The 17,059-nt window shown below is 71.1% G+C and carries 18 protein-coding genes; 4 read left to right on the forward strand and 14 right to left on the reverse strand.

Translation table 11 applies throughout. The annotated features are described in order from the left end of the window. Positions 1-9: 9 nt before the first annotated feature. From QRN49_RS04630 to ybaK, 13 genes are all read right to left on the reverse strand, one after another. Complete coding sequence (locus tag QRN49_RS04630) at positions 10-411, reverse strand: preprotein translocase subunit YajC (RefSeq protein ID WP_111024399.1); 402 nt, start codon at positions 409-411, stop codon at positions 10-12. 90 nt (positions 412-501) lie between these two features. Then, positions 502-1,545 carry a Holliday junction branch migration DNA helicase RuvB gene (gene ruvB / locus QRN49_RS04635; RefSeq protein ID WP_071403843.1) on the reverse strand — a complete coding sequence of 348 codons (1,044 nt, stop codon included), beginning with the start codon at positions 1,543-1,545 and terminating at the stop codon, positions 502-504. Then, a complete protein-coding gene (gene ruvA / locus QRN49_RS04640; protein WP_111024398.1) occupies positions 1,542-2,162 on the reverse strand; it encodes a Holliday junction branch migration protein RuvA in 621 nt (206 codons plus the stop codon). Before ruvA ends, ruvB begins: the two co-directional genes overlap by 4 nt. Next, the gene (ruvC, locus tag QRN49_RS04645; RefSeq protein ID WP_035808297.1) at positions 2,159-2,806 is read right to left on the reverse strand and encodes a crossover junction endodeoxyribonuclease RuvC; all 648 of its coding nucleotides are present in this window, start codon (positions 2,804-2,806) and stop codon (positions 2,159-2,161) included. Before ruvC ends, ruvA begins: the two co-directional genes overlap by 4 nt. Positions 2,807-2,808: 2 nt before the next feature. Continuing rightward, positions 2,809-3,576 (reverse strand): YebC/PmpR family DNA-binding transcriptional regulator, encoded by a 768-nt coding sequence (locus tag QRN49_RS04650; protein WP_284754054.1) that lies wholly within the window; start codon positions 3,574-3,576, stop codon positions 2,809-2,811. A 119-nt stretch (positions 3,577-3,695) separates the two neighbouring features. After that, positions 3,696-4,307 carry a pyridoxal 5'-phosphate synthase glutaminase subunit PdxT gene (gene pdxT, locus QRN49_RS04655; RefSeq protein WP_284754055.1) on the reverse strand — a complete coding sequence of 204 codons (612 nt, stop codon included), beginning with the start codon at positions 4,305-4,307 and terminating at the stop codon, positions 3,696-3,698. Next, entirely contained in the window at positions 4,297-5,217 is a 921-nt protein-coding gene (gene pdxS / locus QRN49_RS04660) for a pyridoxal 5'-phosphate synthase lyase subunit PdxS (protein WP_017887361.1), read from the reverse strand. The genes pdxT and pdxS overlap by 11 nt, the downstream gene beginning before the upstream one ends. Before the next feature lie 13 nt (positions 5,218-5,230). Continuing rightward, positions 5,231-5,884 carry an HIT family protein gene (locus QRN49_RS04665; RefSeq protein WP_246552672.1) on the reverse strand — a complete coding sequence of 218 codons (654 nt, stop codon included), beginning with the start codon at positions 5,882-5,884 and terminating at the stop codon, positions 5,231-5,233. Next, positions 5,884-7,905, reverse strand: coding sequence for a threonine--tRNA ligase (gene thrS, locus QRN49_RS04670; protein ID WP_110863745.1), 2,022 nt, complete (start codon positions 7,903-7,905; stop codon positions 5,884-5,886). Before thrS ends, QRN49_RS04665 begins: the two co-directional genes overlap by 1 nt. 123 nt (positions 7,906-8,028) lie before the next feature. Beyond that, complete coding sequence (locus QRN49_RS04675; RefSeq protein WP_017887364.1) at positions 8,029-8,571, reverse strand: adenine phosphoribosyltransferase; 543 nt, start codon at positions 8,569-8,571, stop codon at positions 8,029-8,031. 170 nt (positions 8,572-8,741) lie between these two features. Beyond that, positions 8,742-8,975: a hypothetical protein gene (locus QRN49_RS04680; RefSeq protein ID WP_146238520.1), complete on the reverse strand. Its 234-nt coding sequence runs from the start codon at positions 8,973-8,975 to the stop codon at positions 8,742-8,744. An 827-nt stretch (positions 8,976-9,802) separates the two neighbouring features. Further along, positions 9,803-12,412: an ATP-dependent Clp protease ATP-binding subunit gene (locus QRN49_RS04685; RefSeq protein WP_284754056.1), complete on the reverse strand. Its 2,610-nt coding sequence runs from the start codon at positions 12,410-12,412 to the stop codon at positions 9,803-9,805. A gap of 96 nt (positions 12,413-12,508) precedes the next feature. Continuing rightward, complete coding sequence (ybaK, locus tag QRN49_RS04690) at positions 12,509-12,994, reverse strand: Cys-tRNA(Pro) deacylase (RefSeq protein ID WP_071244681.1); 486 nt, start codon at positions 12,992-12,994, stop codon at positions 12,509-12,511. A 66-nt stretch (positions 12,995-13,060) separates the two neighbouring features. On the opposite strand from ybaK, the gene QRN49_RS04695 reads away from it, so the two are divergent. Both QRN49_RS04695 and QRN49_RS04700 read left to right on the forward strand, forming a co-directional pair. Beyond that, positions 13,061-13,354, forward strand: coding sequence for a hypothetical protein (locus QRN49_RS04695; RefSeq protein WP_110863747.1), 294 nt, complete (start codon positions 13,061-13,063; stop codon positions 13,352-13,354). A 61-nt stretch (positions 13,355-13,415) separates the two neighbouring features. Continuing rightward, positions 13,416-14,153: a YidC/Oxa1 family membrane protein insertase gene (locus QRN49_RS04700; RefSeq protein ID WP_284754057.1), complete on the forward strand. Its 738-nt coding sequence runs from the start codon at positions 13,416-13,418 to the stop codon at positions 14,151-14,153. Here the strand turns inward: QRN49_RS04700 and QRN49_RS04705 are convergent. Continuing rightward, positions 14,150-14,365 carry a hypothetical protein gene (locus QRN49_RS04705; protein WP_027465592.1) on the reverse strand — a complete coding sequence of 72 codons (216 nt, stop codon included), beginning with the start codon at positions 14,363-14,365 and terminating at the stop codon, positions 14,150-14,152. The genes QRN49_RS04700 and QRN49_RS04705 overlap by 4 nt on opposite strands. A 405-nt stretch (positions 14,366-14,770) precedes the next feature. Between QRN49_RS04705 and QRN49_RS04710 the strand changes: the two genes are divergently transcribed. Both QRN49_RS04710 and QRN49_RS04715 read left to right on the forward strand, forming a co-directional pair. Then, entirely contained in the window at positions 14,771-15,376 is a 606-nt protein-coding gene (locus QRN49_RS04710; RefSeq protein WP_262132931.1) for a hypothetical protein, read from the forward strand. Positions 15,377-15,605: 229 nt separating this feature from the next. Further along, positions 15,606-16,967 (forward strand): MFS transporter, encoded by a 1,362-nt coding sequence (locus tag QRN49_RS04715; protein ID WP_284754058.1) that lies wholly within the window; start codon positions 15,606-15,608, stop codon positions 16,965-16,967. Positions 16,968-17,059 lie beyond the last annotated feature (92 nt).

The raw sequence follows: 17,059 nt of genomic DNA on the forward strand, positions 1-17,059 counted from the left end.
CCGAGGGCGTCAGTCGTCGGACTTGCGCTTCGTGGCGTCGGTCTCGTCGACGCGGTCGGTGTCGACACGCTCGCCGTAGACCGGCTCACCGTTGAGCTCGGCCACCGGCTTCGGCTCGTCCTCGGTGGTCGTGGTGGTCTCGACGTCGGAAGCGTTGTCGTCGACGACGCGCGACAGGGTCTGGCGGTGCACGGTGACGACGGTCCCCGGTGCGATCTCGACGTCAGCGGTGACCTTCTCCTCGTTCACGGAGAGGAGCGTGCCGTACAGGCCGAAGGACAGCATGACCTTGGCGCCGGGGACCATCTTGTCCACGAGTTCGGCCTGCTGCTTCTTGCGCTTGCGGCTGTTGTAGAACATGAAGGCCGCGAACGCCACGACGATGACGATGAGGATGACTTCTTGACCCATGATGCGTTGCCTTCTCTGGTTGCTCGGTTTCGGGCCGTAGCAGTCTAGGGCACGCCGGTGTCCGTGGCATGTCACTCGACTGATCGGCGTTCAGTCGTCGGTGTCCTGGTCGTCGAAGAGCCCCGGCTGCCCGCCGTCGGCCTGTCCCGGGGTGAGGCCGAGGTGCCGCCAGGCACGTGGTGTGGCGATGCGCCCGCGGGGCGTGCGCGTCACGAGACCGACCCGGACGAGGAACGGTTCGACGACCGACTCGATCGTCTCGGACTCCTCGCCGACGGAGACGGCGAGGGTGTTCAGGCCGACCGGGCCCCCGTCGAACCGGGTCAGCATGATCTCGACGACGGCCCGGTCGAGCCGGTCGAGGCCGAGTTCGTCGACGTCGTACAGGTCGAGTGCACCCTGGACCGCGGCCATGCCGTCGGTGGTGCGGTGCACGAGGGCGTAGTCGCGCACCCTCCGGAGCAGGCGGTTCGCGATGCGCGGGGTGCCGCGGGAGCGTCCGGCGATCTCGCGCAGGGCGGTCCGGTCGATGTCGAGTTCGAGCAGGTGGGCCGCACGGATCAGGACCTGCTCAAGCTCGTCCTTCTCGTAGAACTCGAGGTGGGCGGTGAACCCGAAGCGGTCGCGCAGCGGGTTCGGCAGCAGGCCGGCCCGCGTGGTGGCGCCGACGAGCGTGAACGGTGCGAGGTCGAGCGGGATGCTCGTGGCACCGGCACCCTTGCCCACCATCACGTCGATGCGGAAGTCCTCCATCGCCAGGTAGAGCATCTCTTCTGCCGAGCGGGCCATGCGGTGGATCTCGTCGATGAACAGCACTTCGCCCGGGACCAGAGAGGACAGCACGGCGGCGAGGTCACCGGCGTGCTGGATCGCCGGCCCGCTCGACATGCGCAGCGGTCGGCCGGTCTCGTGCGCGACGATCATCGCGAGCGTGGTCTTGCCGAGGCCGGGAGGACCCGCCATCAGGATGTGGTCGGGCGTGCGCTCCTGCATGCCCGCGGCCTTGAGGAGCAGGTCGAGCTGCCCGCGGACCTTGCGCTGCCCGACGAACTCGTCGAGCGAGCGCGGACGGAGCGCACCTTCGAACGCGAGTTCCTCCTGCGACTCGGCGCCGGCGGACGTGATGCCGCTCACCGGCCGGCTGCCGCGGGTCGGAGCGCACCGAGGGCGGCGCGGAGCAGGGCCTGGGTGCCCATCGCGGCGGCACCGGGCTCGTTGGCGACGGCGTCGTCGACCGCGGACTGTGCCGCGTCCTCGCGCCAGCCGAGGCCGATGAGCGCCGAGACGACGTCGACCGCGGCGGGGTGGACTGCGGTCCCCCGTGCGGCGGCGACCACGGCGGCCTGCTCGAAGGCCACGAGCTTGCCGGATAGCGCGACGATGATGAGCTTGGCGGTCTTCGGGCCGATACCGGAGACCTTGCGGAACGCACCGTCGTCCTCGTTCGCGACGGCGTTCGCGACCTGCGCCGGGTCCATGTGGGCCAGGACGCCCATCGCGGACTTCGGGCCGACGCCGGAGACCCCGCGGAGCAGGTCGAACACCTGCAGCGCGTCGGTCGACTCGAACCCGAAGAGCAGGTGCTCGTCCTCGCGCACGATCATGGCGGTGCGCACGAACACCTCGGACCCATGGCGCATCGTCAGCGCGTGCGCGGGGGTCACGGTGACGGCGTACCCGACGCCCCCGACCTCGATCACCACGGCCGAACCGGCGATGTCGATGCAGGTGCCCCGGAGACTCGCGATCATGCTCCGAGCCTAGGGCCGCCCACCGACGACGCCGACCTGCCACGCTGCGGGCGGGCCGCGGCGGCGGCCGCGCGGGCCAGCGGCGAGTCGACGGTGCCGCCCTGGGCGTCCCGCCAGGCGCGCTGTGCCGGCGTGAGGTTCGTGGCACGCGAGCCGGCGGCGTCGGGTGATCCGAGCCTCCAGGCATGGCACACGGCCAACGCGAGCGCGTCGGCGGCGTCGGCCGGCTTCGGGGCCTCGTCCAGACCGAGCACGCGCGCGATCATGGTCTGCACCTGACGCTTGTCGGCGTTGCCGTAGCCGGTGACGGCGGCCTTGACCTCGGAGGGGGTGTGCAGCCCGACGGGCAGGCCGCGGGCGGCCGCGGCGTGCAGCGCCAGGCCGGCCGCCTGCGCCGTGCCCATCACGGTGCGGACGTTCGCCTGCGCGAACACCCGCTCGACGGCGACCGCATCCGGGTGGTGCTCGTCGATCTCGGCGGCGATGCCGTCGGCGATGCGGAGCAGCCGCTGCTCGAGCGGCATGTCCGGCGGGGTACGCACGACCGTCACGTGGACGAGTCGTGCGCGCCGGTTCGGTGCGACCTCGACGACACCGACGCCGCACCGGGTGAGCCCGGGGTCCACCCCGAGCACACGGAGCACGGTTACTCGCCCTCGTCCTCGTCGAGCTCGGCCTGGACGTCCGCGGGGATGTCGAAGTTCGAGTAGACGTTCTGCACGTCGTCGGAGTCCTCGAGCGCGTCGATCAGGCGGAACACCTTGCGGGCGGTCTCGGCGTCGACCGGGACCTTGAGGCCGGGCACGAACTCGGCGTCGGCGGAGTCGTAGTCGATGCCGGCGTCCTGCAGGGCGGTGCGGGCGGCGACCAGGTCGCTGGCCTCGGTGATGATCTCGAAGCCACCACCCTGGTCGATGACGTCCTCGACACCGGCGTCCAGCACCGCGGTCATCACGGTGTCCTCGTCGAGGCCGTCGGTCTTCGTGACCGAGATGACGCCCTTGCGCGAGAAGTTGTAGGCGACGCTGCCCGGGTCGGCCATGGTGCCGCCGTTGCGCGACATCGCCGTCCGGACCTCGGCCGCGGCACGGTTCTTGTTGTCCGTGAGGCACTCGATGAGCATCGCGACGCCGTTGGGGCCGTAGCCCTCGTACATGATCGTCGTGTACTCGATGGTCTCGCCCGTGAGACCGGCACCGCGCTTGACGGCGCGGTCGATGTTGTCGTTGGGGACCGAGGTCTTCTTCGCCTTCTGCACGGCGTCGACCAGGGTCGGGTTGCCGGACATGTCGGCACCGCCCATCTTCGCGGCGACCTCGATGTTCTTGATCAGCTTGGCGAACGACTTGGAACGGCGCTGGTCGATGACCGCCTTCTTGTGCTTGGTCGTTGCCCACTTGGAATGCCCGGACACGGTTCTCCTTGCGTATTGCGGAAAGTCCCGCTCAGTTTAGCGGCCCTGTGGGCCGAACACCGGCCTGGAGGCGCGGCGCGGCTTCCGTCCCGCCGGTGCGGCGGGTGGGCGGTCACGCCTCAGGCGCTGCGCACCAGGTCGAGGAACCGGCGGTGGAAGCGGTCCTCGCCGGCGACCTCGGGGTGGAACGCACTCGCGATGACGTTGCCCTGCTGCACGGCGACGACCTGGCCGTCGGGCAACGCGCCGAGGACGTGGACGTCGTCGCCGCGCTGCTCCACGACGGGGGCCCGGATGAACACCGCGTGCACCGGGGCCTCGCCGAGGTCGGGCATCGGGATGTCGATCTCGAACGAGTCGTTCTGCGCACCGAACGCGTTGCGGCGCACGGTGGTGTCGAGCACGTCGAGGGTCTGCTGGCCGCTGATGCCGTCGGCGATCCGCGACGACAGCATGATCATGCCGGCGCAGGTGCCGTAGGTGGGCAGGCCACCGCGGATCGCGTCGGCAAGGGGCTCGGCGACGCCGAACGCCCGGGACAGCTTGTCCATCACGCTCGACTCGCCCCCGGGGATCACGACGCCGTCGAGGGTCTCGATCTCCTCGGGGCGACGGAGCGGCACCACGTCGGCGCCGAGTTCTGTCAGCGAGGCGATGTGCTCGCGGAAGTCACCCTGCAGCGCCAGGACCCCGATGCGGGGCCGAGCGCCGCTCGTCGGACTACCAGCCACGCTCGGCGAGGCGGTGCGGTGCGGGGACGTCGGCGACGTTGATGCCGACCATCGCCTCGCCCAGACCTCGGGACACCTCGGCGATGACCTTGGGGTCGTCGTGGAAGGTCGTCGCCTTGACGATCGCGGCGGCACGCGCTGCCGGGTCGCCGGACTTGAAGATGCCGGAACCGACGAAGACACCGTCGGCGCCGAGCTGCATCATCATCGCGGCGTCGGCCGGGGTGGCCACACCACCGGCGGTGAAGAGGACGACGGGGAGCTTGCCGGTGCGGGCGACTTCCTGCACGACGTCGATCGGGGCCTGGAGCTCCTTGGCGGCGACGTAGAGCTCGTCGTCACGCAGGTTGCGGAGCGCCGCGATCTCCTTGGTGATGGTGCGGATGTGCTTGGTGGCCTCGGACACGTCACCGGTGCCGGCCTCGCCCTTGGAACGGATCATCGCCGCACCCTCGGTGATGCGACGGAGCGCCTCGCCCAGGTTGGTGGCACCGCAGACGAAGGGGGTGGTGAACTTCCACTTGTCGATGTGGTTCACGTAGTCGGCCGGGGACAGCACCTCGGACTCGTCGATGTAGTCGACGCCGAGCTCCTGCAGCACCTGCGCCTCGACGAAGTGGCCGATGCGTGCCTTCGCCATGACGGGGATCGACACCGCGGCGATGATCTCCTCGATCATCGAGGGGTCGGACATGCGGGCGACGCCGCCCTGCGCACGGATGTCGGCGGGGACGCGCTCGAGGGCCATGACGGCGGTCGCACCGGCTTCTTCCGCGATGCGGGCCTGCTCGGCGTCGACGACGTCCATGATCACGCCGCCCTTGAGCATCTCGGCGAGTCCGCGCTTGACGCGGTCGGAGCCGGTGATCGAGGTGCCAGGGGTGCCGGAGGTGCTGGTGCTGTCGCTCATGATGCCGACCAGTCTAGTGCGCCCGGGGCCACCCGTCGGCGACGAGTCGACGGGTCTCGCCGAGCAACTGCGACATGGACTTCGTCCGGGCGATGATCGGGAAGAAGTTCGCGTCCGACTGCCACCGCGGGACGATGTGCTGGTGCAGGTGTGCGGCCACGCCGGCACCGGCGACCTCGCCCTGGTTCATACCGATGTTGAAACCGTCGCAGTGCGAGACCTCGCGCAGCACCCGCATCGCGGTCTGGGTCAGCTCGCCGATCTCGCGCAGTTCGTCCGGCGTGGCCTCGTCGTAGAGCGGGACGTGACGGTACGGGCAGACCAGTAGGTGCCCGTTGTTGTACGGGAACAGGTTGAGCAGCACGTAGGCGTGCTCACCCCGGGCCACGATCAGGGCGTCCTCGTCGGACTTCCGCGGGGCTTCGCAGAACGGGCAGTCGTCGTCGTGCCCGCGTCCCCGGCCTTCGCGGCCGGCGTCGATGTAGGCCATCCGGTGCGGGTTCCAGAGTCGCTGGAACGCGTCCGGGACGGCTGCACCGGTGGCCGCGTCGCGGATCACCAGCGGATCGGTGTCCGCGCCTTCGGAGCCCGCGGCGGCGGTGGGGCCGGCCACGTCGTCGACGTGACCGGTCCCCGCGGCCTGCTCCGGGCCTCCCGACTGTGCCATCAGACCTGCGTGCGCTCGCGGATCGCGGTGAGGATGCGGTCCACGGCCTCGTCGACGGGCACCGCGTTGTCCTGGCGGCCGTCGCGGAAGCGGAAGCTGACGGCGCCGGCGTCACGGTCGTCGCCACCGGCGATGAGCTGGAACGGCACCTTCGCCTTGGTGTGCGTGCGGATCTTCTTCTGCATGCGGTCGTCCGAGTGGTCGACCTCGGCGCGGACGCCGTGCGCGCGGAGCTTCGCGATGACCTCGTCGAGGTAGTCGCCGTACTCGGCCGCGACCGGGATGCCGACGACCTGGACGGGCGACAGCCACGCCGGGAACGCGCCCGCGTAGTGCTCGGTGAGGACCCCGAAGAAGCGCTCGATCGAGCCGAACAGCGCGCGGTGGATCATCACCGGACGCTGGCGGGAGCCGTCGGCAGCGGTGTAGTCGATGCCGAAGCGCTCGGGCAGGTTGAAGTCGAGCTGCACGGTCGACATCTGCCAGGTGCGGCCGATGGCGTCGCGGGCCTGCACGGAGATCTTCGGGCCGTAGAACGCGGCGCCGGCCGGGTCCGGCACGAGCTCGAGGCCGGACTCCTCGGCGACCTGGCGCAGGGTCTCCGTCGCCACGTCCCAGACCTCGTCGTCACCGACGTACTTCTCCGGGTCCTTCGTGGAGAGCTCGAGGTAGAAGTCGTCGAGGCCGTAGTCGCGCAGGAGCGAGAGCACGAACGCGAGGGTCGTGGTCAGCTCCTCCTTCATCTTCTCCTGCGTGGTGAAGATGTGCGCGTCGTCCTGGGTCAGGCCGCGCACGCGGGTGAGGCCGTGGATGACGCCGGACTTCTCGTTGCGGTACACCGTGCCGAACTCGAACATCCGGAGCGGCAGGTCGCGGTAGGAGCGGGGCTGCGACCGGTACGCCAGGATGTGCATCGGGCAGTTCATCGGCTTGAGGTAGTAGTCGGCTCCCTGCCGGGTGACGTTGCCGTCCTCGTCCTTGGCCTCGTCCATGTGCATGGCCGGGAACATGCCGTCCTTGTACCAGCCGAGGTGCCCGGAGGTCTCGAACAGGTCGCCCTTGGTGATGTGGGGCGTGTAGACGAACGAGTAGCCGTTCTCCTCGTGCCGACGGCGCGAGTAGTCCTCCATCTCGCGGCGGATGATGCCGCCCTTGGGGTGGAAGATCGCCAGGCCGGAACCGATCTCGTCGGGGAACGAGAACAGGTCGAGTTCGGCGCCGAGCTTGCGGTGGTCGCGCTTGGCGGCTTCCTCGAGGCGCACGAGGTACGCCTTGAGCTGGTCCTTGTCGGGCCAGGCGGTGCCGTAGATGCGCTGCAGCTGCGGGTTCTTCTCGGAGCCGCGCCAGTACGCGGCGGCGACGCGCATGAGCTTGGCCGCGTTGCCGATCCAGCGGGTGTGCGGGACGTGCGGACCGCGGCAGAGGTCCTGCCAGAGCACCTCGCCCGACTTCGGGTCGACGTTCTCGTACACGGTGAGCTCGCCGGCACCGACCTCGACGCTCTCGCCGGAGTCACCGTCGGACGCCGCACCCTTGAGCCCGATGAGCTCCTGCTTGTAGGGCTCCCCCGCCATCAGCTCGCGTGCCTGCTCGTCGGTGACGACCACGCGACGGAAGCGCTGGGCCTGCTTGACGATGCGGTCCATGCCCTTCTCGATCGCCTTGAGGTCTTCGGGGGTGAAGGGCTCGGCGACGTCGAAGTCGTAGTAGAAGCCGTCGGTGACGGGCGGCCCGATGCCGAGCTTGGCGTCCGGGTTGATCTGCTGCACGGCCTGCGCCAGCACGTGGGCGGCCGAGTGCCGGAGGATGTCGAGCCCGTCCTGCTCCTGCAGGGTGACGGCCTCGGCGGTCTCACCGGCCTGCACGTCCGCCGCGAGGTCCTTCAGGACGCCGTCGACGCGGATCGCGACGACGCCGCGCTCACCGTCGAAGAGCTCGGTGCCGGTCGTGGTCGTCGTCGCGGTCCGGGGCTCGGGTGCCTGGGGAAGCTCGGCGGGCGCGGGTGCGACTGACTCGGTCACGATGATGGGACTCCTCGATCGAAATGGTGCGTCAAGACTAGTGCGAGACGTGCTGGCGTGCGGACGCCGGGGACGCGCCTGTGGAGAGAGCGGGTGCCGCCCTGACCGCGCGGTTGCCGGCGCTCAGGCCGGGACGGCGCCGAGCGTCGCGACGGGCAGGCGCGGCTCGAGACGCTCGCGCCCGTTGAGGCCGTCGAGCTCGAGCAGGGCGGCGAACCCGATGGCCTGGTAGCCGGCGCGCTCGAGCAGGGTGATGGTCGCAGCGCCGGTCCCCCCGGTGGCCAGGACGTCGTCGACGACGAGCACCCGCGTGCCGGCCGGCAACTGGCCGGGGCGCAGTTCGAGTTCGGCCTCGCCGTACTCCAGGGCGTACTGCTCGCTGAGGACCTCGCCGGGGAGCTTCCCCGCCTTGCGCACGGTGAGCACGCCGACCTGGTGCTGGGCGGCGATGCCCCCGGCCAGCGCGAAGCCGCGGGCCTCGATGCCGGCGACCGCGTCGAACCCGGCTCCGACCGCGAACGGTGCCGCGAGTGCTTCGCACACGCGGCCGAACGCGACGGCGTCCGAGAACACCGGCGTCACGTCACGGAAGAGCACCCCCGGCTTCGGGAAGTCCGGCACGAGGGCGGTGAGGCGTTCGACGAGTGCAGCTGCGGTTTCGGTCACCCGCCAACGGTACGGGAGGCCCGGGGTGCGTCCGGACGCCCCGCACGGTGCGAGGGTGGCCCGGCGTGGTGCGAGGTCCCGGACGTGGTGCCACCCCGAGGGGCGGTCACCGAGTACGGAACCTCGCACCATGCGTGCGAGCGTGTGGCGTCGGCGCGCAGCGCCACGGGTCAGCGCCACATCCGCATGGCGGCGCCCTGGGTGATCCAGTCGGCCTCGCGCTGCTGGCGCTCCCGCTCGAGGCGGGCCAGCGTGGCGAGGTCGACCTCGGGCCGCTCCTTGCGGGTGCGTCGGCTCCAGATGATGAGCGACATCCCGACCCGGAGTGCGATGCGGTCGGCGAGTGAGACCCGGCGGCGCACCGCGCGGGTATCGGGTGGACGGGTGGTGGTCTTCGTGGACACGGTGTTCCCCTTCAGGGCACGGCAGAGCTGCCCGGGTGTCGGGCAGGACGAATCCGCCCGGGTTGCGGGCAGCAGGAATTGAATGCGTGAGAATGCACTCCGGGATGGTCCGGAAATGTTCGGACAACGATCGCGGAATGCTCGTCGACACCGAGAGCGTCGCACTGTCCACCGACATTCTTCCGGCGTCGTCCGCGCAGATCGGACGGCTTGCATCAACGAGCCGTCGAGCCGTTCAGCGGATGAACGAACCGGTGCTGCACGAGCCTGATCGGCTCAGTGCACGGTGCCCGGAGGCACAGGTGTCAGGAGAGTGGGACGCTCCGGGTCAGCGGACGCGGAACGGGGTACCGACGCGTCCACGGATTCCACGGAACGGAGTGGTTGCGGAGATCATCATGGTCGGCCCCCTTTCGGTCTCGAGCTGGCGGAGTCGTCCGGGTCGAATGTTCGACCGTTCGCGACGAGTGAACACTATCGGCACCGCAAATCGGAGCGCAACCCCTTTTCCGGAAAACATCCGGAATTGCATTCCCGAACACCTGATCACGGTGCGAGGTTGGTGTTCTGGTGTCGACTCGCCGGCTGTGTGCCGAGTCCCGTCGCGCACCAGCGCCGGGCCTCCCGGCTGCACCGTGCGCCGTCGGCGGATCGGTGGCAGCTTGCGCGCTCGGTGCCGGATCGCAGGCGCGCACGGTGCGGGCAACCTCGCACCGCGTGACGGAGCACGCACGGTGCGCGGCGGCGGCGCGCACGGCGGCGGTCCGCGCACGCCGAAGGCCCGGTACCGAATCGGTACCGGGCCTTCGTGTGCGTGTGCGACCGGACTAGACCGCCGCGTGCTCCGCGACGCTCGCCGTCAGGGAGTTGCCCTCGACGTCGATCCGCACGGTGTCACCCGCGGCGACACCGCCCTCGACCACCAGGGTCGCGATGCGGTCGTCGACCTCGCGCTGGATGAGCCGACGGAGCGGGCGTGCGCCGTACTCCGGCTCGTACCCGTGCTCGGCGAGCCAGTCGACCGCCGCGTCGGACACCGACAGGAGCATGTCCTGTGCGACCAGCCGGAGCGCCGTGTCCTGCAGCAGCAGCGACACGATCGACGCGATCTGGGACCGGTCGAGCTTGCGGAACAGCACGATCTCGTCGATGCGGTTGATGAACTCGGGCCGCATCGCCTCACGCAGCTTGCCCATCACGCGGGCCCGCAGGTCGTCCTCGGCGTACCCGTCCGTCGCACCGACCGGGGAGAACCCGAGTGCTCCCGAGCGGGAGGCCAGGAACTCCGAGCCGATGTTCGACGTCATGATGACGACGGTGTTCCGGAAGTCGACCGTCCGCCCCTGCCCGTCGGTGAGCCGGCCGTCGTCGAGCACCTGCAGCAGCAGGTTGAAGACGTCCGGGTGGGCCTTCTCGACCTCGTCGAGCAGGATCACCGAGTACGGGTTGCGGCGGACACGCTCGGTGAGCTGGCCGGCCTCGTCGTAGCCGACGTACCCGGGAGGGGCACCGACCAGGCGGGAGACGGTGTGGCGTTCGCCGAACTCGCTCATGTCGAAGCGGAGCATGGCGGACTCGTCACCGAACAGCGACGACGCCAGGGCCTTCGCGAGTTCGGTCTTGCCGACACCCGTCGGGCCGAGGAACAGGAAACTGCCCACCGGACGACGCGGGTCGCCCATGCCGGTCCGGCTGCGCCGTACCGCCTTCGCGATCGCCCGCACGGCGTCGTCCTGGCCGACGACTCGGTCGTGCAGCTCGGACTCGAGCGCCGCGAGCCGCGTCTTGTCGGCCGAGCCGAGGCGGGTCACCGGGATCCCGGTGGCGCGGGACACCACGGCGGCGATGTCGGCCTCCGTGATCGACGTGTCCGCGGATTCCGGAATGGAGGGGCGGCGGGCGTCCGCCGACGAGGCGGCGGTGATCCGGGCCTCCAGTCCGACGATCTCGTCGCGCAGGTCGGACGCTTCCTCGTAGTGCTCCTCGGCGACCGCGCGGTCCTTGCGGGCCGTCAGGTCGGCGACCTGGGCACGCAGTGCCTCGACGTCGACGTCGCCCGACAGGGCGAGGCGACGGCGTGCACCGGCCTGGTCGATGAGGTCGATGGCCTTGTCCGGCAGGTGCCGGTCGGTCACGTAGCGGTGCGAGAGCTCGACCGCTGCGTGGAGCGCCTCGGGCGTGTAGGCGACGCCGTGGTGCTCCTCGTAGCGCGGGGCGAGGCCGGTCAGGATCGCGACGGCGTCCTCGACGTTCGGCTCCCCCACCGTGACGGGCTGGAACCGGCGCTCGAGCGCGGCGTCCTTCTCGATCCGGCGGTACTCGTTGAGTGTCGTCGCGCCGACCAGGTGCAGGTCGCCGCGGGCGAGCCGGGGCTTGAGGATGTTGCCGGCGTCCATCGAGCCGCCCTCGCCGCCGCCACCGGCGCCGACGACGGTGTGGAGCTCGTCGACGAAGACGATGAGCTCGTCGGCGTGCGCCGCGATCTCGTCCATCGCCTTGGTGAGGCGCTCCTCGAAGTCGCCGCGGTAGCGGGTGCCGGAGAGCATGCTGGGCAGGTCGAGTGCGACGACCCGCTTGCCCTGCAGCAGGGCGGGGACGTCACCGTCGACGATGCGCTGGGCGAGGCCCTCGACGATCGCGGTCTTGCCGACGCCGGGCTCACCGATCAGCACCGGGTTGTTCTTGGTGCGACGGAGCAGGATCTCGACGGTCTGCTCGATCTCGTCGGCGCGGCCGATCACCGGGTCGACGTGCCCGTCACGGGCGCGCTCGGTCAGGTCGGTGCCGAACTGGTCGAGCGTCGGGGTGTCGCTGTCGGAACCGGACTCGGCCGTTCCGATCGTCGCACCGGTTCCTGGCATGGGGCGCCCCTCTCGTGCTGCTGCCGCGGCCTGCTGGGCGTAGTCCTGCATGACCTGCGGGGTGATCCCGGCGCTGGCGAGCAGCTGGCCGGTCACGGTCTCCTGGTCCATCACGAGCGCGAAGAAGACGTGCTCGGGGTCGGTGTAGGTGCTGCCGAAGCCCCGCGCGGCCTGCGTCGCCTCGACGAGGATGCGCTGGGCGGTGCCGGTCAGTGCCGGGCGGCCGGGCTGCTCGGTGAGCGGCTCGTGCGCCATCGGCAGGCGCTGCTCGATCTCCTCGGCGAGTCGCTGGGGATCGACCCCGGCGGAACGCACGACGGCGTCGAACGGTTCGGTGCGGACGAGCACGTGCAGGATGTGCAGTGCGTCGATCTCGCGCTGCCCCTGCGCGACCGCGTACTCGGCGGTGTGCTGGAGCAGCTCGTGGGTCCGGCGGCTGAGCAGCCGGGTGATGTCGACCGGTCGACCGAACGCGCGGACGCGCTGCTGGTCACCGGTGCGCTGTGCCGCGAGCAGGCGGGCGAGGAACTCGTCGAACGAGTCGTTGCTACCGGTCGGGCCGAACGTCTCTGGCAAAGGGACCTCCTGGGGAACTTGAGTGCCTTCGACTCAATGCAACGCAGGCGGGCCCGGGTCATTCCCGGATGCCGAAAAAACTTGCGGCGACTCGACTCAGGTCCGCGCGATGGGTGCGGCGACCGCCTCGGTGATCCGCGCGAGGTCCGTCGGCGCCACCTCGACGTCGAAGCCGCGACGTCCGCCGGACACGAAGATGCTCGCGTACGACAGCGCCGACTCGTCGAGCACGGTGCGGAGTCGGGTCTTCTGGCCGACCGGGCTGATCCCGCCGACCACGTAGCCCGTGCGCTTCTCGGCGAGGGCGGGATCGGCCAGCGTCGCCTTCTTGCCGCCGACCGCGGCGGCGATCGCCTTGAGGTCGAGCCGGTTCGCCACCGGCACGATCGCGACGGCGAGGGTGCCGTCGACGGAGACGACGAGGGTCTTGAAGACCTGCTCCTCGCGCAGCCCGAGGGCGGCGGCCGCCTCTTCTCCGAAGTTGGTGGCGCTCTCGTGGTGCTCGTACACGTGCGGCGTGTACGGGACCCCGGCCGCCTCGAGCGCGACGGTCGCTGGGGTGCTCGGCGAACCTGCGGTCATGCCGTGATCCTCCCCCGCCGCACCTTCCGGTCCTCGACGGCACGCGGGCGTTACGCTGAACGGACCATGACCGCCGTCCTGCTGCTGCTCCGCGCCACCGCCGCGCTGGTGCTCGGCGACCCGGCCGCCGGGGTGCTGCCCCTGCTGGCCGTGGCGGCACTCGGGCTGACCGCCGTCGCGGTGACCGTCGTCGTCGCCCGGCTGCTCGTCGCGGTGCTGGCAGCCGTCCTCGGGGTCGGCTCGGCATCCGTGTCGGATCGGTCGGCGGTGCCCGACCTGGTCACCCGGATCGGGTGGAGCCACCCCGACGCCGACGGGCACGTCCGCTCACGGGCACCGGGGGTCGCGACCCCGGCCTGACCACCGACCGGTGGCCGGGCCGCTCGCGCACCCCGCTGACCCACCACCGATCGGAACCGTCATGGACCTGTCCACCCTGCCCCTCGTCGGCCCGCTGCTGCACGGCGGCGCGGACCTCGTCGCCGCCCTCACCGCGGCGCTCTCCCCAGTCGCCGGCTCGTTCGCCGCGGCGATCGCCGTCGTGCTCCTCACCCTGGCCGTCCGCCTGGTGCTCGTCCCGCTGTCCGTGCTGCAGGTGCGGGCCGAGCGCGACCGTCGGCGCCTCGCACCCCAGCTCGCTGCGCTGCGGAAGCGGTACGGCCGCGACGCCCAGCGCCTGCAGCGGGCGGTGCAGCAGCTGTACACCGACGAGAAGGTCTCACCGCTGGCCGGCTGCCTGCCCGTCCTCGCGCAGGCACCCGTCGTGTCGCTCGTCTACGCCCTGTTCACGCACGCCTCGATCGGCGGCACCGCGAACGCCCTGCTCGACGCCACGCTGGTCGGGGTCCCGCTCGGCCACTCGCTCGTCGTCACCCTGACGTCGCCGCTGTGGGTGCACGCCTGGGTGGTGCTGGTCCTGCTGGCGGTTCTCGCGGTCGTCGTCGAGCTCAGCCGCCGGTCGAACGCCCACTGGAACCCGGTGCCGGCACCGGAACCGGGGGTCCCCGGAGCCGCCGCCACCGCCGCTGTGGGCCGGTACGTGCCGTTCGTCACGGTCGTGTTCGCGGCGATCGCACCGCTGGCCGCCGCGCTCTACGTGGTGACGAGTGCGGCCTGGACCTACGGCGAACGCGCCGTGCTGCGACGGGTCGTCCGTTAGCCGCCCTGGCCCTCCTGCTGCGGTCCCTGGTCGACCGGGTCGTACTCGGTACCGCGGCCCTGCTCCTCGTCGGCGGTCGGCACGTGACGTTCCGTGCCGGCACCGCCGGGGCTGGTCGCGACGTAGTCGGCCTCGCCGGACTGGGTGTCGTGGCTCAGCGGTTCGAGGGTCTCGGCGTCGGCGTCGTGCTGCGGCATGGGGTCGGTGCTCATGCACCACGCCTACTCCCTCGTTCTGGGTGCGCGCGCACGGCTGTGCGGTGCCACGATGGACCTGTCCACGCGACCGGCAGAGCGGAAGTGCGCATGGCCCACGACGACGTGGCAGCGGAACGGGCACGGCTCGAAGCCGTCGCCTGGGGAGCAGGATCGAGCCCGGCGGACGCGGCGCGCGCCCGGATCGCGCTGCAGGACCTGGAACGCGGACGACGACCCCGCGTGCGTGCGGGGTCGACGGCGCGGGATCCCCTGCCGGGAGGCCCGGGTCCGGTCCGGACGTCCGTCCCGTCCGCGACGCGGTCGGGTCCAGGGCCCGCGCCGGTGCCCGTGTCTTCGCCCGCTGACGCGGCGGTCGTGTCCTCGCCCGCCAGTTCGGCGGCGGTGCCTGCCGGAGCCGACGTGTCGGAGGCAACCGACGGCGGTGGGGGCGACCACGTCGACGACGCGCGGGGCGAGGGCGGGGACGAGCCGGGCCTCCAGGCAGTGCCGACCGAGCGATCGCGGTGGGGGCGGTGGCTGTGGACGGAGCGACCACGCGCCTGGATCGCGGGCGGCGCGGCCGCGGCGGTGGGCGTCGCGTTCGCCGCCGGGACGCTCGTCGGGACCGCGCAGCCCGACGTCGCCGCGGCGCCGAGCGTCACACCGACGGCGGGGACGATCACGCTCGAACAGCTGCTCGACGTGCCGCAGACGTACGCCGACCAGCTGCCGGGACCGGTCGCTGCGCCGGTGAGCCTGCACACGACGCGACTCGTCTTCACGAACCGGGCGCTCGACGGCGGGACCGCGGAGACCCCCTGGAACGTCTGGGCCGGCATCGGGACCGACCGGTCGACGATCTGTCTCGTGGCGACGGCAGACCGCATCGAGTCGTCGACGGCGTGCTTCCCGCGGCAGGCGGCGCTGCACGGGTCGGTGTCGATGTCGGCGCAGTCCAGGAGCGGCACGTTGACGATCGAGCTGCGCGGCGGCGGGGTCCAGGGCCGGGTGACGAACGAGTACTGAGCGGGCGATCAGTACCTGAGTGTTTCGTTGGAGCGCTCCGATGTATTTGCTGGATGCCCTCGCGAGAGTCGTTCCATCGTGCAACACTGGATGAGCGCACTCGTCGTGGAGTCGTACCCACATCATCCACATCCGCCAGCGAGCGCGCCCCGCAGACCCTCCCGGTCACCGCCGTCAGAACGATCGGCATCGTCGCGCGCTCCACCGTGCCTCGGAGGAGGTCAGCAGCGTGTCCACCAACACCACCACCTCGGCCGTGTCGACCCACACGCGGCCGATCACCGTCACCAGCCAGTCCATCGTCGGCATCGCCGTGCTCGGACTGGCCACGTTCTTCGCCATCACCACCGAGCTCATGCCCGTCGGGCTGCTCGGCACGATGAGCGCCGACCTCGGCGTGACCGAGGCCACCATGGGCATCGTCATCACCGTGTACGCCGCGGCCGTCGCGCTCCTCGCGCTGCCGCTCACCGCGTTCACCGCGAAGCTGCCCCGCAAGACCGTGCTCGTCGCCACGCTCGTCGGCTACACCGTGTCGAACCTGATGGTCGCGCTCGCGCCGTCCTTCGCCGTGGTCTGCGCCGGACGTGTCGTCGGCGGCATCGCGCACGCACTGTTCTTCTCGGTCGCCTCGGCGTACGCCACCCGGATCGTCCCGCCGCGGCTGGCGGGACGGGCGATCGCGTTCGTGTACTCGGGCAGCTCGCTCGGGTTCGTGCTCGGTGTGCCCGTCGCGACCTGGGTCGCGCAGCACATCGGCTGGCGCCAGGCCGTGTTCTCCGTCGGGGTCGCCGCAGCGGCACTCGCGGTCGTCGCCCTGCTGTTCCTGCCCGCCGTCCGCGGTGCCTCGTCGCCGCACATCGGGTCGCCGAAGGCCTGGGCGCGCACCGGATTGCTGTCCGTCGTGATCGCCGACATGCTCCTGTTCGGCGGGCACTACGTCGTCTACACCTACATCGGGCCGTACGCGATCGACGCCGGGCTCGACGCCGGCATGGTCAGCGGGGCGCTGCTCGTGCTCGGTGGCACCGGTGTCGTCGGTCTCTGGCTCGCCGGCATGTTCGTCGACCGTGCGCCCCGGCAGACGCTGATCGCCTCGGTCGCCGTGATGGCCGTGGCCTTCGCGACGATGCCGTTCGTGCACGGCTCCCTGATCGGGACGATGGTCGTCGCGGGCATCTGGATGGCCGCGAACGGCACGACCGGCACGCTCTTCATGGCCGCGGCGATCCGTGCCGGAGGCGTCTCCCCCGACATCGCCGGCGCGCTGGTCAACGGGGCGTCGAACATCGGCATCGCCGGTGGTGCGGCGTTCGGTGGGCAGGCCCTCGGGATCGTCGGGCTGCAGTACCTGCCGTTCGCCGGTGCCGCGGTGCTGGTCGGAGCACTCGGGGTCGTCGTGCTGGCGCGCCGTGGGTTCCCGGTGCAATCGCACACGCAGGAGCACCTGTCGACCTCGTCCATCGAGGCCATCACGTCGTCGCTCGCGGTCGTCACCACGTCGGTGCCGGTCGTCGGGCGGGCGATCCAGACGGTCACGGGGTCGATCGGCGTCGTCACGGGTTCGGTGCGGCGGCCGCGGACGCGCTAGGGGCTGGCGCGGGCGGCGGGCGCGGGCGTGACGCGTTCGCCGAGTGGTCACGACATGCCGTTGGCGTGGCGTCGGGGTCGCACGAACTGTCG

Source organism: Curtobacterium sp. ME-Dv--P-122a (genome assembly GCF_030209645.1).
Classification (GTDB): Bacteria; Actinomycetota; Actinomycetes; order Actinomycetales; family Microbacteriaceae; genus Curtobacterium; species Curtobacterium flaccumfaciens.